Raw genomic sequence first — 13259 nt, forward strand, 5'->3', positions numbered from 1 at the left:
ATGGCACTTTACATTACTGAAGAATGTATCAACTGTGATGTCTGCCCTATGGAATGCCCCAACGAGGCGATAAGCATGGGAGCAGAGATCTATGTAATAGACACTAATAAGTGTACTGAGTGTGTGGGGCATTATGATGAGCCACAATGCGTGGCCTGCTGCCCTGTTGATTGCATCGAGCCCGACCCCTCGCACCCGGAAAGCCAGGAACAACTGCATGATAAGTTCTTGTCTATGTATGGATAGCGTCGGGGAAAGCTCTTTGTAAACCTGTATCGCAAGGCTCTGTGGGCTTTCTATCAGTAACATATTATGCAATAACGTGCGCCTTATGTCGGTCTTCACTCTGTGGTGAATTTGCCATGCCGTTAATAAGGAAAGGATTGTGATAAAAGGCAGCTGTTTATGCGGTCAGGTTAGTTATCGAATAGCCGGTAAAGTTGGCGATATCGTGCATTGTCATTGTAGCACTTGTCGCAAGGCGCATGGTGCGGCATTTTCCAGTGTGGCTGCAGTAGCAGATGCTGACTTCCAGCTTGAAGGCGCTGAGCAGTTAAACCAATTTGAATCTTCGCCGGGTAAACATCGATATTTTTGTCGACAATGTGGCACACAAATTTATGCGAAACGGGAAAATACCTCACACATTATATTGAGACTGGGGTCGCTGGATGATGACCCCTGCAGCCAGGAAGCTATGCATATCTGGTTGTCAGACAAGGCCTGCTGGTATGAGTTGCATACATCCTTGCCTGAGCACCAGGCGTTTCCGTGAAAGTCTGTTAAGCCGATTCGTATTCAATAATTTGGCCGCGCTATTTGTTCAATGGCATGACACGGTTACGACCCAAGGTTTTGGCCTGATAAAGTTGTTTATCCGCCTGTTCGAGTAAATCGCTGTTACGCATGGTGCCGGTGAATTCGGCAACGCCAAATGAGGCGCTGATGCCATCCAGGGTTTTGCCGGTGCGTCTGTCAATGACACTGACTTTCTCTATGGCACGGCGCATTACATCTGCCTGATGAATGGCTTGGTTTAACTTGCTGGCTTTTAGTAGAACGGCAAACTCTTCGCCGCCAAAGCGGAATGCCATGGCATTTTCTCGGCAGCAGTCTTTGAGTTTTTTGCCCACGGCTTTGAGCACTCTGTCACCCATTTGGTGACCAAATTGGTCGTTGATAGATTTAAAGTGATCTATGTCGACCATAATCAGACAGGTTCCCATGTCTGGTTTCATCACCTTTAATTCTTCATCCAGGTAACGGCGATTATGCAGACCGGTTAGTGCATCGTACAAAGCATGCTGCTGACTGTCCTTCAACTGAGCGCGTAGCTCGGTTATTTCCTTTTCTGCGGTCGCCAGGGCCGCTGCAAAATCCAGGGTGCTACGTTTAATGTGCTGGGTTTCTTTAACCAGTGAGCGAACGAGTTGCATCACCTCTTCAACGGACCAGCCCTCTTTTTCGACCTTATCCAGATCCGACAGGCGGTTATCGATACTTTGTTTGAAATTCTGCGTGTCACTTCGGGTATCCAGCAGCGATTGAGACAGTTCAGTCAGCATAGCTTCCAAAGACTGTCGTAGCTGCCAAGCGCCGACTTCCAATCCACCGGCCACATGCTGTTGGTAGAGCTCCTGAAGTTTGGCCGTGGATATTGGCTGGTCATTTAGTGTCAGCTTGTCTAGCTCAGCATTTAAGGGGGCTGACTGATTGCTGGCATAGGTATACCAAAGTGCATAATTGGTCGGAATGGCAGAAATTTGATGCTTAAGCAGTAACGGAATAGTTTGCTTAAGGGTCTGAAATGATTGTTCCAATTCATCTGCCATGACGTTCACTCAGTTGAGCAGCGTAGATAAACAGAGTGTAGCAAAGGGCCTGCGAGTCACTTGCCTGCCATCACTCTGCGCCGCTGATAATTTGCACCTGGGCAATGTCTGTATCCCCTTTAAGCACCTTATATATGCCATCCTGGGTTAGGGTGCGCATGCCATCCTTCATTGCCTGCTCTTTCATGGCCGACACGGCGGCTTCCTTATATACCAACGCTCTGAGTTCTGGCGTCATCGCCAGCAATTCATGTACGCCAGTTCTTCCTTTATAACCAATGTCGCCACAAGCCTCACAGCCTTTAGCACGGTATAACATCAAAGGTTCAGGCAGATTCAACTCATCGATATATTCTTCACCATACTGACGATGAATGAAGCCAATGTCGGCATCGCTTGCCTGGTATTCCTCTTTGCAATTAGGGCAGAGGGTTCGAATCAAGCGCTGGGCCAATATTCCCACACAAGCGTCTGAGAAGTTAACCGGGTCCAACCCTAAGTCCAGAAGACGGGTGATGGTTTCTGGTGCTGAGTTGGTATGTAGGGTAGAAAGCACCAAGTGGCCCGTTAAGGAGGCTTCAATGCCTGCGTGAGCGGTTTCTTTATCCCGCATTTCACCGATAAGGATAATATCCGGGTCGGCACGCAAAAAGGCGCGAAGGGCATTGGCAAAGGTAAAGCCGATTTTGGGACTTACCTGCACTTGCTGAAGGCCGGCCTGAGTAATTTCCACTGGGTCTTCCGCAGTCCAGATTTTTTTCTCCGGCGTATTCAGGTCGCCTAACACGGCGTGCAACGTAGTAGTCTTTCCTGAGCCGGTTGGACCTACAACCAAGATAATGCCGTGGGGCTTTTTGATCATCTCTTTGAGGCGATTTGAATTGTCTGGTGCCAAATTAAGCTTTTCCATCGGCAGAGCGCCGCCGGATGCCAAGATCCGCATTACCACACCTTCGCCAGCGACGGTGGGGATAGTGGCTACCCGCACTTCCACTAATTGCCCCGACATTTTCACTGCCAGTTTACCGTCCTGCGGAACGCGCTTCTCGGCGATATTCAGATTAGCCAGAATTTTAATGCGGGCCACAACGGCGCTGTGGTGGGAGGCTGGGATCTGGGTGATATCCCGACATACACCGTCCACCCGCATTCTTACCCTTGTGGGGCCGCTTTTCTCTGCATCGACGTGAATATCTGAGGCATTCAGCCGTTTGGCGTCATGCAATATGCGGCTCACCAGCCTCACTACGGCTGGGGCATCATCGGACAGGTCGTCTTGCTGCTCTTCGAGGTCTTCGCCACCGCCACCGATCTCATCCAGTATCTCATCCATTTCACCAGGTGCCACGGCACCACCGGCGCTCTCTCCTAAATACTGCAACACGTGGCTGGGGAGTGAGACGTGAATATCGTAACTTTCTATACCCAGCGCGCTTTCAATTTCCATCAGCAGGGCAGCGTTATTGGGCTCTGCCATTAAAATGATGGGATTTTCTGAAACGTCGGCAACAACGGCCACATAATTGCGCTTCAGATATGACAGGTTGAGCTTACTGTTACCCTGGTAGATATGATATTTGTCCGGCAAGTAAGCCAGGAATGGTACTTGATAATGCACCGACAGGGCGTGCCCTAATTCGTTTTCGGCTATCCGATATTCGCTGACAAGCCTTTGTATCAGCTGTTTAGGGTCTTTATAGCTTTCTAGCAAGTTGTCCAGGTTGGCTTCCGATATCAGTTCTTTGTGTACTAAGTACTGAAACGGCTTATTGGTGCCCCCCAATTCAAAGCGAAACTTTTCGCCAATCATGGCACCAAGTTGATTCGCCAGTTCTAAATCATCTGAATTGAAATCACCCTGGCGCTTGTTGATGATCTGCATCACCCCAAGCAACACGCCGGCATTCATCACCGGCACGCAAATAATATTGCGGGTAACAAAAGATGAAGACTTATCGAATCTGTCGGCGAATCTGAGTCTTGGGTGAATACCGGCTAACTCTTCTGCATTATAAGGGTCGGAGATAAGCAGTGGCAGTTGGCTGAGTGCCACATAACCGGCGATAGACTGAGGAGTAATCTGAACTTTGATTTCACGTACTTCACGGCCGGTTTTAAAGCGGGCTACTAAGTCCTGATGCTGGCGTCTGCGTTGGAATATACTCATGCGCTCGGCATTGAACATGCCCAGCACAATGCTCTCCAGCTTTTCATAAGCATCCATCAAGCCGCTGTAATCGTCTAATAGCTGACGAATTTGAGTTAGCTGGCGGTCAGATTTGCTCGTGATCATGTTTTACAAAGTTATCATGTACTTACTATGTTAGGGCTACTATAGCCGACCACCCGTGTGGAGGATATAGCTAAGGACTATTTTGTGCGATCCCCGCCAGCTTTTAAAGCTGCGAATGCCGACTCATGGGCAGACATCGAAATCTCAGATTATTTGTTGGATTTAGGTTGCATAAAAAACCGACGTAGGTATAATTCGCGCCCACTGCCAAAAAGGCAGACGTTTTTGGAATGAGCAATCAAACCAAAAGCGAACACAAGACCCTAATTTTGGGTCGGCGGTTTACACCCATCCTCCCCCTGGTTTTTCAGGTTGGTGAGGGTGAATTTTTTTTGTTCTTTTGATTGGAGCTTGGTCGATGCCAAATCAAAGAATTCGTATTCGTTTGAAAGCGTTTGATCATAAGTTGATCGATCAGTCTACGGCTGAAATCGTTGAAACTGCCAAACGCACTGGTGCTCAGGTTAGCGGTCCTATTCCTCTGCCTACCCGCAAAGAACGCTACACGGTTCTGATTTCTCCTCACGTAAATAAAGATGCACGTGACCAATATGAAATCCGTACCCATAAGCGTCTGGTGGACATCATCGAGCCTACTGATAAAACAGTAGACGCGCTGATGAGGTTGGACTTGGCTGCCGGCGTTGATGTTCAAATCAGCCTGGGCTAACAAGAGAGGGTTTTAACAATGGCGATTGGTATAGTCGGTCGTAAAGTAGGTATGACCCGCATCTTCACTGAAGATGGCGTGTCCATCCCTGTGACTGTTATCGAAGCAACGCCTAACCGCGTCACTCAGTTGCGTACTGAAGAGAAAGACGGTTATCGCGCGCTGCAAGTCACTGCAGGTACCAAGAAAGCTAACCGCGTAACTAAGGCTGAAGCAGGTCACTTTGCTAAAGCTGGTGTTGATGCGGGCCGTGGTCTGTGGGAATTCCGCCTGAATGAAAATGAAGGCGAAGGCATTGAAGTTGGCAGTGAAATCACTGTTGAAATCTTTGCTGAGAATGCCAAGGTTGACGTAATCGGTACCTCTAAAGGTAAAGGTTTCGCCGGTGCTATTAAGCGTTGGAACTTCCGTCACCAGCGTAACACGCACGGTAACTCTTTGTCTCACCGTGCCCCTGGTTCTATCGGTCAGAACCAGTCACCTGGTAAGGTTTTCAAAGGCAAGAAGATGGCTGGTCACTTAGGTGATGAGCAAGTTACTGTTCAGTCTTTGGAAGTTGTACGTGTTGACGCTGCCAACAACCTGTTGTTGGTTCGTGGTGCAGTACCCGGTGCTACAGGCGGCGATCTGATCGTCAAGCCTGCAGTTAAAGCGTAACGTCTGGGAGAATAGTGATGGAATTAGTATTGAAAGACGCGAACAGCGCTCTTGAAGTATCCGAAGCTACCTTTGGACGTGAGTTTAACGAAGCTCTGGTACACCAGGTAGTAGTAGCTTACGGTGCTGGCTCACGCCAGGGCACCAAAGCGCAAAAAACGCGTTCTGAAGTCAGCGGTGGTGGTAAGAAGCCATGGCGCCAAAAAGGTACTGGCCGTGCACGTGCTGGTACTATTCGCAGCCCAATTTGGGTTGGTGGTGGCCGTGCGTTTGCTGCTAAGCCTCGTGACTTCGATCAGAAAGTAAACAAGAAGATGTACCGTGGTGCTATCAAAAGCATCCTGTCTGAACTGGTTCGCCAGGAGCGTCTGATTGTTGTTGAGAAGTTCGGTGTTGAAGCACCTAAGACCAAGGAACTTTTGGCGAAGCTGAAAGCCCTGGATCTGAAAGACGTGTTGATCGTGACTGCAGAAGTTGACGAGAACCTGTTCCTGTCTGCTCGCAACCTGTACAAGGTTGACGTACGTGACGTAGCCGGTATCGATCCTGTTAGCCTGATCGCGTTTGAAAAAGTGTTGATCACTGCTGACGCAGTGAAGCAACTTGAGGAGGCGTTGGCATGATTAACGAAGAACGTCTACTGAAAGTGGTTTTGGCGCCACACATCTCTGAAAAATCTACTATGGCTGCCGAAGGCAACAACACTGTAGTTTTCAAAGTGTTGAGAGACGCGACCAAAGCTGAAATCAAGCAAGCGGTTGAGAAACTGTTTGAAGTTGAAGTCAATGCTGTTCGCACCGTAAACGTAAAGGGTAAAACCAAGCGTACCGGTATGCGTATTGGCAAGCGCAGCGACTGGAAAAAAGCTTACGTACAGCTGAAAGAAGGTCAGGACATCGACTTCGTCGGTGGCGCTGAGTAATAGGGGATTTAACCATGCCATTATTGAAAGCGAATCCAACTTCAGCCGGTCGTCGTCACGTTGTTCAGGTCGTCAACCCTGATCTGCACAAAGGCGCCCCTTATGCACCTTTGTTGGAAAAGAAAAGCAAGACCGGTGGTCGTAATAACGGCGGTAGCATCACTGTTCGTCACATTGGTGGCGGTCATAAGCAACACTACCGTATTGTCGACTTCAAACGTAACAAAGACGGTATTCCTGCTGTAGTTGAGCGTCTGGAATACGATCCTAACCGTTCTGCTAACATTGCCTTGGTTCTGTATGCAGATGGTGAGCGTCGTTACATCCTGGCTCCTAAAGGAATCAGTGCTGGCGATCAGTTGCTGTCTGGTGCTGCTGCACCAATCAAAGCTGGTAATGCTATGCCAATGCGCAATATGCCTGTTGGTACAACAGTACACGCCATCGAGATGAAGCCTGGTAAGGGTGCCCAAATGGCACGTTCTGCTGGTGCTTATGCTCAGATTCTGGCCCGTGACGGCGGTTACATCACTCTGCGTCTGCGCAGTGGTGAAGTGCGTAAAGTTCTGGCTGATTGTCGCGCCACCATTGGTGAAGTAGGCAACGCTGAGCACATGCTGCGTCAATTGGGTAAAGCGGGTGCTACTCGCTGGAGAGGTGTTCGTCCAACCGTTCGTGGTGTTGTCATGAACCCGGTTGATCACCCTCACGGTGGTGGTGAAGGCCGTACCTCTGGTGGTCGTCACCCAGTTTCTCCTTGGGGTAAACCTACCAAGGGTAAGAAGACCCGTAATAACAAGCGTACCGATAAGCTCATCGTACGCCGTCGTAATAAGTAATAGCGAGGATTCACCATGCCACGTTCTCTCAAGAAAGGTCCATTTATTGACCTGCACTTGTTGAAGAAGGTAGAGACTGCGGTGGAAAAGAATGATCGTCGTCCAATCAAAACTTGGTCACGTCGTTCCATGATCATCCCAAATATGATTGGGTTGACCATTGCAGTCCATAACGGTCGCCAACATGTTCCAGTACTGGTTACTGACGAAATGGTCGGCCACAAGTTGGGCGAATTTGCGCCAACGCGTACTTACCGCGGCCACGTCGCGGATAAGAAAGCTAAACGTTAAGGGGTAGGATAATGGAAGCATTAGCTAAACACCGTTTTGCCCGTACGTCGGCTCAGAAAGCGCGCCTGGTTGCGGATCAAATTCGCGGAATGCACGTTGAGAAAGCTCTGGAACTTCTGACTTACAGCCCTAAGAAAGCGGCTGGTCTGGTAAAGAAGGTTCTTGAGTCTGCCATCGCCAATGCTGAGCATAACGAAGGTGCAGATATCGACGAGCTGAAAGTAGCGAAGATCTTCGTCGACGAAGGCCCGACCATGAAGCGTATTAAGCCTCGTGCTAAAGGCCGTGCGGACCGTATTTTCAAGCGTAGCAGTCACATCACTGTTGTTGTGGCTGATAACTAGGAGTAGATAATGGGACAGAAGGTACATCCTACAGGTATACGCCTGGGTATCAGCAAACCATGGACTTCTACCTGGTACGCTAATACTAAAGAATACGCAGACAACTTGTTCAATGACCATCAGGTACGTCAGTTCCTGACCAAAGAACTGAAGAATGCGTCAGTTTCTAAGATCGTAATCGAGCGTCCAGCCAAGAGCATCCGTGTGACTATTCACACTGCGCGTCCTGGCGTGGTTATCGGTAAGAAAGGTGAAGACGTAGAAAAACTGCGTAAGCACGTTTCTAACCTGGCCGGCGTTCCTGCACAGATCAACATTGCGGAAGTTCGCAAGCCTGAGCTAGATGCTCAATTGGTTGCCGACAGCATCTCCAGCCAGCTGGAGCGCCGTGTAATGTTCCGTCGTGCTATGAAGCGTGCGGTTCAAAACGCTATGCGCATTGGTGCCAAAGGTATCAAGGTTGAAGTAAGCGGTCGTCTTGGCGGCGCTGAAATCGCTCGCTCTGAGTGGTATCGTGAAGGCCGTGTGCCATTGCACACTTTCCGTGCCGACATCGATTACGCTACCTCTGAAGCCAGCACTACCTACGGTATCATCGGCGTTAAAGTGTGGATCTTCAAAGGTGAAGTTCTGGGCGGTCTGCCAGCAGCTAACGCTGTAGAGCAAGCTCCAGCTCCAGCACCTAAGAAGAAAGGCCGCAGCGCTAAGCAAGGGGGCTAAGAGATGTTACAACCAAAACGTACGAAATTCCGTAAGCAGCACAAAGGTCGTAACCGCGGTCTGGCAATTGCAGGCGGTAAGGTAAGCTTCGGTACTTTCGGCTTAAAAGCCACTGGCCGTGGTCGCATGACTGCTCGTCAAATCGAAGCTGCTCGTCGTGCCCTGACTCGTCACGTTAAGCGTCAAGGTAAAATCTGGATCCGAGTGTTCCCCGATAAGCCAATCACTGAGAAACCTCTTGAGGTTCGTCAGGGTAAAGGTAAGGGTAACGTTGAATACTGGGTATGCCAGATCCAGCCTGGTCGCGTACTTTACGAAATCGAAGGCGTTTCTGAAGAGCTGGCTCGTGAAGCATTCTCACTGGCTGCTGCTAAGTTGCCCTTCAAGACAACCTTTGTAACTCGGACGGTGATGTAATGAAAGCTACTGAACTGAAAGACAAGAGCGTAGAAGAGCTGAACGCAGAGCTGCTGAACCTGCTGCGCGAACAGTTCAACCTGCGTATGCAACACAGCACAGGTCAGCTGGAAAAATCTCACCAGTTGAAAACAGTGCGTCGCAGTATTGCGCGTGTTAAGACCATTCTGACTCAGAAGGCAGGTGCCTAATGACTGAAAAAAATACACGTACACTGCAGGGCCGTGTCGTAAGCAACAAGATGGACAAGTCCATTGTTGTGGCTATCGAGCGCAAGGTGAAGCACCCGATCTACGGTAAATTCATCAAGCGTACTACTAAACTGCATGCACATGATGAAAACAACGAGTGCAACATTGGCGATATCGTCACTGTAAGAGAGTGCCGTCCTTTGTCTAAGACAAAGACCTTCACTCTGGTTACCGTTGTTGAGAAGTCCACTGAGGTTTAAGCCTTTCTGGATTTTATAAAAAGCGCCTTCGGGCGCTTTTTTTATACCTGAATCTTGAGTTAACCAACCAATAGGCTGCTTAAAAGATAATCAGGTATGACTAGCGTTACTTATTCAAGTTAGGAAGCGAGCTATGCTTGAGTCTCATATCAGAGTGACAAGGCATGGCGGTTATGCGCAAGTACAAGTGGTTATTGCTCAGTTTACTGACCTGCAAAGTCGTTGCCGGGCCTACAGAGGCAGGTGTTATCTTTGAAGACCAGTCGCAATCTGAGAGGGCCGTACGCTATCAGCGCTGGGAGTCTGGCAGTCATGAATTGTTTCGTTATCGTCAGCAGCAGATCAGATGGTTGCATCCGGTGAATGAAGATGTGCAATTCTCTTTTCAAGTGAGCAAGAAAGACAAGACACTTTCTGCCTGTCCGAACAGCCACCGTATTTCTGAATTAGAATTTTCATTGGTGCCGCAGTTCAGATTTGCCGAAGATTTATCCGTCGGTTTGGGCTGGCAGCTGGCGCACGCCGGAGAGCTATCGCTAAACCAATCGCGGACTATGTTGCTTGGCAGTCGCCAGGGGTGGTTGCTTAATGCAAAATTGGCGTTGGCCGAGCAGCAAAGTTTGATGATGACACTGAATAATGTGGCGTATCAAAACCGCTTTAATTCCGGTCGTCAGGACGGTCAGAGCTTTAGAGAAACCCAGTTGCAATTGTCTTATTCTGTGATCTTCTGATTGCCATGATCCTAGGGTAGTGTGTCTTTCCGGGCGTGCTATTTTCTCGCTTTTGTTTGTTGTCCCCTTTTATAAAAAGATTGATTAGGTTTGCGTCATTCGGTAGAACTGGTTGTTAAATGACCAGTAAAGCCAACAAGGACCTGCCTATGCTCATTGGTGTACCCAAAGAAATCCTTACCCACGAAACCCGTGTGGCTGCGACCCCAAAGACAGTCGAGCAACTGCTGAAACTTGGCTTTGATGTAGTGATTGAAGCCGGTGCAGGGGAGCTCGCCAGTTTTACTGACAAGGCGTATGTGGATGCAGGCGCAAGGTTAGCCAGCAGGGAAGAGGTGTGGCAGGCCGACATCATCTTTAAGGTCAATGCGCCGATGAAAAATGGCCGCAAAAAGATAGACGAATTTGCATTAATGAAAGCCGGTAGCACTATCGCCAGCTTCATCTGGCCTGCGCAAAATCCGGAGTTAATCAGCATGCTGGCGGAGAAGCAAGTCAGTGTGCTTGCCATGGATGCAGTACCGAGAATTTCACGCGCTCAGTCTTTGGATGCCTTGAGTTCCATGGCCAACATTGCCGGTTATCGTGCCGTAGTGGAAGCCGCACATGAGTTTGGCCGTTTTTTCACCGGGCAGATAACCGCTGCGGGTAAGGTACCACCGGCAAAAGTGCTGGTGGCTGGAGCCGGTGTTGCTGGACTTGCGGCAATTGGGGCGGCGGGCAGTTTGGGGGCGATAGTGCGCGCCTTCGATGTGCGTCCTGAGGTCAAGGAACAGGTTCAAAGCATGGGTGCTGAATTCCTTGAAGTTGACGTGAAAGGCATGGAACAGAGCAGTGATGGCTACGCAAAAGAGACCTCTGCTGAGTTTAATCAGGCCGCAGAGCGCTTATATGCCGAGCAAGCTAAAGATGTGGATATTATTATTACAACCGCACTGATACCCGGTAAGCCGGCGCCTAAGCTGATAAGTCAGGAAATGATCGACAGTATGAAACCCGGTAGTGTGGTGGTAGACCTGGCCGCAGCCAATGGCGGTAATTGTGCTTACACCAAAGCGGATAAACTGGTCACCACACCCGGTGGGGTGAAAGTCATTGGCTATACCGATATGACAGGCAGGTTACCCACTCAGTCATCGCAGTTGTACGCCACCAATCTGGTTAACTTGGCCAAGCTGCTATGTAAAAACAAAGACGGCCAAATCGAACTGGATTTTGAAGATGTGGTGATCAGGGGCGTTACGATAGTCAAAGACGGTGAGATTACCTGGCCCGCCCCCCCTATCAAAGTGTCTGCGCAACCTAAAGCCAAGCCACAGCCACAAAAAGCCAAGGCGCCCGAAACGCCAATGGATCCTAAACGAAAGTACCTGTTGATGACGATTGCAGCCTTTTTATTTGGCTGGCTGGCGAGCAGTGCACCGCCGGAGTTCTTGTCCCACTTTACGGTATTTGTGCTGGCGTGTGTGGTGGGCTACTACGTGGTGTGGAACGTTACGCACGCCTTACATACCCCCTTGATGTCAGTGACCAATGCGATTTCGGGGATTATCGTGGTGGGAGCATTGTTGCAGATAGGGCAGGGTGACGGTTTCGTGACCTTTTTGTCCTTTATCGCTGTGCTGATCGCCAGTATCAATATCTTTGGCGGCTTCACCGTGACTAAGCGAATGCTGGAGATGTTTCGCAGGGGGGACAAGTAGATGTCTGCCGGATTAGTTCAAGCTGCTTATATCATTGCCGCCTTGCTATTTATATTAAGTCTGGCGGGGCTGTCTAAACAGGAAAGTGCTAAAGCCGGCAATTATTTTGGCATGGCAGGTATGGCTATTGCCTTATTGGCGACCATTTTTAGTCCGACATCAGCCGGATTGGGCTGGATTGCATTGGCCATGGTTATTGGTGCGGCAATCGGTATGCATCTGGCGCGTAAAGTGGAAATGACCCAGATGCCAGAATTGGTGGCCATACTGCACAGTTTTGTCGGGTTGGCGGCGGTATTGGTTGGGTACAACACTTTTATAGATCATCCTCCTTTGTATGGGGCCATGCTAAGTATTCATCTGGTAGAGATCTTTCTCGGTGTATTTATCGGCGCGGTAACCTTTACTGGCTCCATCGTAGCTTTTGGCAAGCTAAAGGGAATTTTCTCTTCTAAGCCTATGATGCTTCCCCACCGTCACAAGCTGAATTTAGCCGCTGTGGTGGTATCAGTTTTACTGCTTTCGCATTTTGTTAGTGCCCAGGGCTCAGCGTTAGCGCTGTTATTAGTGACCTTAATCGCTCTGGCGTTTGGTTGGCACCTGGTTGCTTCCATTGGTGGTGCGGATATGCCCGTGGTGGTATCGATGCTTAACTCCTACTCAGGCTGGGCGGCTGCGGCGGCCGGTTTTATGCTGTCCAATGATCTGCTGATTGTCACCGGCGCCTTAGTGGGAAGTTCTGGCGCGATTCTGTCGTACATTATGTGTAAGGCGATGAATCGTTCATTTATCAGCGTGATCGCCGGTGGATTTGGCACGGATGGGGTGTCTTCGGGTGACGAAGAGATGGGGGAGTATCGGGAAGTACAGGCTGAAGAGGTGGCGGAGCTGTTAAAGGACGCCAGTTCAGTGATTATCACCCCTGGCTACGGTATGGCGGTAGCCCAGGCACAATACCCAGTGTATGAAATTACTGAGAAGCTGCGCAGCCTGGGTGTTGAGGTGCGTTTTGGTATTCACCCGGTCGCAGGGCGTTTGCCCGGGCATATGAATGTGTTACTGGCCGAAGCTAAAGTGCCTTATGACATCGTATTGGAGATGGATGAAATCAATGAGGATTTTGCCTCCACAGATGTGGTGTTGGTTATAGGTGCGAATGACACTGTCAATCCTGCGGCTGCCGAAGACCCATCCAGCCCCATAGCCGGTATGCCGGTATTGGAGGTTTGGAAAGCGCGTAAGGTGATTGTGTTTAAGCGTTCCATGAATACTGGCTACGCTGGCGTGCAGAATCCGCTGTTCTTTAAAGATAATGCCGCCATGTTGTTTGGCGACGCCAAAGCCTCAGTTGAGGCCATCTTTAAGGCGTTGTAATGCCTATTTTCG

General features: G+C 49.6%; 18 protein-coding genes. 16 read left to right on the plus strand and 2 right to left on the minus strand.

What is annotated here, in order from left to right; translation table 11 throughout:
- On the plus strand, positions 1-246 hold the full coding sequence (locus tag KJY73_RS00155; protein WP_214339040.1) for a YfhL family 4Fe-4S dicluster ferredoxin: 246 nt from the start codon (positions 1-3) through the stop codon (positions 244-246).
- A 139-nt stretch (positions 247-385) separates the two neighbouring features.
- Positions 386-775 (plus strand): GFA family protein, encoded by a 390-nt coding sequence (locus KJY73_RS00160; RefSeq protein ID WP_214339042.1) that lies wholly within the window; start codon positions 386-388, stop codon positions 773-775.
- Between the two features lie 40 nt (positions 776-815).
- On the opposite strand, the gene KJY73_RS00165 is transcribed toward KJY73_RS00160, so the two are convergent.
- Positions 816-1832 carry a GGDEF domain-containing protein gene (locus KJY73_RS00165; RefSeq protein ID WP_214339048.1) on the minus strand — a complete coding sequence of 339 codons (1017 nt, stop codon included), beginning with the start codon at positions 1830-1832 and terminating at the stop codon, positions 816-818.
- A gap of 70 nt (positions 1833-1902) precedes the next feature.
- Positions 1903-4125 (minus strand): GspE/PulE family protein, encoded by a 2223-nt coding sequence (locus tag KJY73_RS00170; RefSeq protein ID WP_232848354.1) that lies wholly within the window; start codon positions 4123-4125, stop codon positions 1903-1905.
- A gap of 358 nt (positions 4126-4483) precedes the next feature.
- On the opposite strand from KJY73_RS00170, the gene rpsJ reads away from it, so the two are divergent.
- The 14 genes from rpsJ to pntB all read left to right on the plus strand — a co-directional run bounded on the left by rpsJ (position 4484) and on the right by pntB (position 13247).
- Positions 4484-4795: a 30S ribosomal protein S10 gene (gene rpsJ / locus KJY73_RS00175; RefSeq protein ID WP_010179497.1), complete on the plus strand. Its 312-nt coding sequence runs from the start codon at positions 4484-4486 to the stop codon at positions 4793-4795.
- A gap of 18 nt (positions 4796-4813) precedes the next feature.
- Positions 4814-5452, plus strand: a complete 639-nt coding sequence (gene rplC / locus KJY73_RS00180; protein ID WP_206594815.1) for a 50S ribosomal protein L3 — start codon at positions 4814-4816, stop codon at positions 5450-5452.
- A gap of 17 nt (positions 5453-5469) precedes the next feature.
- On the plus strand, positions 5470-6075 hold the full coding sequence (rplD, locus tag KJY73_RS00185) for a 50S ribosomal protein L4 (RefSeq protein ID WP_102794234.1): 606 nt from the start codon (positions 5470-5472) through the stop codon (positions 6073-6075).
- Positions 6072-6374 carry a 50S ribosomal protein L23 gene (rplW, locus tag KJY73_RS00190; RefSeq protein ID WP_188693968.1) on the plus strand — a complete coding sequence of 101 codons (303 nt, stop codon included), beginning with the start codon at positions 6072-6074 and terminating at the stop codon, positions 6372-6374. The genes rplD and rplW overlap by 4 nt, the downstream gene beginning before the upstream one ends.
- A 14-nt stretch (positions 6375-6388) precedes the next feature.
- Positions 6389-7213 (plus strand): 50S ribosomal protein L2, encoded by an 825-nt coding sequence (gene rplB, locus KJY73_RS00195; RefSeq protein WP_214339051.1) that lies wholly within the window; start codon positions 6389-6391, stop codon positions 7211-7213.
- Between the two features lie 15 nt (positions 7214-7228).
- Entirely contained in the window at positions 7229-7504 is a 276-nt protein-coding gene (rpsS, locus tag KJY73_RS00200) for a 30S ribosomal protein S19 (RefSeq protein ID WP_206594817.1), read from the plus strand.
- Positions 7505-7515: 11 nt separating this feature from the next.
- Entirely contained in the window at positions 7516-7848 is a 333-nt protein-coding gene (gene rplV, locus KJY73_RS00205) for a 50S ribosomal protein L22 (protein ID WP_102794230.1), read from the plus strand.
- 9 nt (positions 7849-7857) lie between these two features.
- Complete coding sequence (gene rpsC / locus KJY73_RS00210) at positions 7858-8568, plus strand: 30S ribosomal protein S3 (RefSeq protein WP_206594819.1); 711 nt, start codon at positions 7858-7860, stop codon at positions 8566-8568.
- A gap of 3 nt (positions 8569-8571) precedes the next feature.
- A complete protein-coding gene (gene rplP / locus KJY73_RS00215; RefSeq protein ID WP_188693952.1) occupies positions 8572-8985 on the plus strand; it encodes a 50S ribosomal protein L16 in 414 nt (137 codons plus the stop codon).
- Positions 8985-9176 carry a 50S ribosomal protein L29 gene (rpmC, locus tag KJY73_RS00220; protein ID WP_206594821.1) on the plus strand — a complete coding sequence of 64 codons (192 nt, stop codon included), beginning with the start codon at positions 8985-8987 and terminating at the stop codon, positions 9174-9176. The genes rplP and rpmC overlap by 1 nt, the downstream gene beginning before the upstream one ends.
- On the plus strand, positions 9176-9436 hold the full coding sequence (gene rpsQ / locus KJY73_RS00225; RefSeq protein ID WP_206594823.1) for a 30S ribosomal protein S17: 261 nt from the start codon (positions 9176-9178) through the stop codon (positions 9434-9436). Before rpmC ends, rpsQ begins: the two co-directional genes overlap by 1 nt.
- Positions 9437-9609: 173 nt before the next feature.
- Positions 9610-10170 carry a hypothetical protein gene (locus KJY73_RS00230; RefSeq protein ID WP_214339054.1) on the plus strand — a complete coding sequence of 187 codons (561 nt, stop codon included), beginning with the start codon at positions 9610-9612 and terminating at the stop codon, positions 10168-10170.
- A gap of 149 nt (positions 10171-10319) precedes the next feature.
- A complete protein-coding gene (locus KJY73_RS00235; RefSeq protein ID WP_214343144.1) occupies positions 10320-11873 on the plus strand; it encodes a Re/Si-specific NAD(P)(+) transhydrogenase subunit alpha in 1554 nt (517 codons plus the stop codon).
- Positions 11874-13247 carry a Re/Si-specific NAD(P)(+) transhydrogenase subunit beta gene (gene pntB, locus KJY73_RS00240; RefSeq protein ID WP_214339057.1) on the plus strand — a complete coding sequence of 458 codons (1374 nt, stop codon included), beginning with the start codon at positions 11874-11876 and terminating at the stop codon, positions 13245-13247.
- Positions 13248-13259 lie beyond the last annotated feature (12 nt).

This window comes from Bowmanella yangjiangensis, from assembly GCF_018531185.1.
Lineage (GTDB): Bacteria > Pseudomonadota > Gammaproteobacteria > Enterobacterales > Alteromonadaceae > Bowmanella > Bowmanella yangjiangensis.

Bases quoted from the DNA above. Each gene is read 5' to 3' on its own strand.
- KJY73_RS00155 (WP_214339040.1), top strand. From the start codon at position 1: ATGGCACTTTACATTACTGAAGAATGTATCAACTGTGATGTCTGCCCT.
- KJY73_RS00165 (WP_214339048.1), bottom strand. From the start codon at position 1,832: ATGGCAGATGAATTGGAACAATCATTTCAGACCCTTAAGCAAACTATT.
- KJY73_RS00170 (WP_232848354.1), bottom strand. From the start codon at position 4,125: ATGATCACGAGCAAATCTGACCGCCAGCTAACTCAAATTCGTCAGCTA.
- rpsJ (WP_010179497.1), top strand. From the start codon at position 4,484: ATGCCAAATCAAAGAATTCGTATTCGTTTGAAAGCGTTTGATCATAAG.
- rplC (WP_206594815.1), top strand. From the start codon at position 4,814: ATGGCGATTGGTATAGTCGGTCGTAAAGTAGGTATGACCCGCATCTTC.
- rplD (WP_102794234.1), top strand. From the start codon at position 5,470: ATGGAATTAGTATTGAAAGACGCGAACAGCGCTCTTGAAGTATCCGAA.
- rplW (WP_188693968.1), top strand. From the start codon at position 6,072: ATGATTAACGAAGAACGTCTACTGAAAGTGGTTTTGGCGCCACACATC.
- rplB (WP_214339051.1), top strand. From the start codon at position 6,389: ATGCCATTATTGAAAGCGAATCCAACTTCAGCCGGTCGTCGTCACGTT.
- rpsS (WP_206594817.1), top strand. From the start codon at position 7,229: ATGCCACGTTCTCTCAAGAAAGGTCCATTTATTGACCTGCACTTGTTG.
- rplV (WP_102794230.1), top strand. From the start codon at position 7,516: ATGGAAGCATTAGCTAAACACCGTTTTGCCCGTACGTCGGCTCAGAAA.
- rpsC (WP_206594819.1), top strand. From the start codon at position 7,858: ATGGGACAGAAGGTACATCCTACAGGTATACGCCTGGGTATCAGCAAA.
- rplP (WP_188693952.1), top strand. From the start codon at position 8,572: ATGTTACAACCAAAACGTACGAAATTCCGTAAGCAGCACAAAGGTCGT.
- rpmC (WP_206594821.1), top strand. From the start codon at position 8,985: ATGAAAGCTACTGAACTGAAAGACAAGAGCGTAGAAGAGCTGAACGCA.
- rpsQ (WP_206594823.1), top strand. From the start codon at position 9,176: ATGACTGAAAAAAATACACGTACACTGCAGGGCCGTGTCGTAAGCAAC.
- KJY73_RS00230 (WP_214339054.1), top strand. From the start codon at position 9,610: ATGCGCAAGTACAAGTGGTTATTGCTCAGTTTACTGACCTGCAAAGTC.
- KJY73_RS00235 (WP_214343144.1), top strand. From the start codon at position 10,320: ATGCTCATTGGTGTACCCAAAGAAATCCTTACCCACGAAACCCGTGTG.
- pntB (WP_214339057.1), top strand. From the start codon at position 11,874: ATGTCTGCCGGATTAGTTCAAGCTGCTTATATCATTGCCGCCTTGCTA.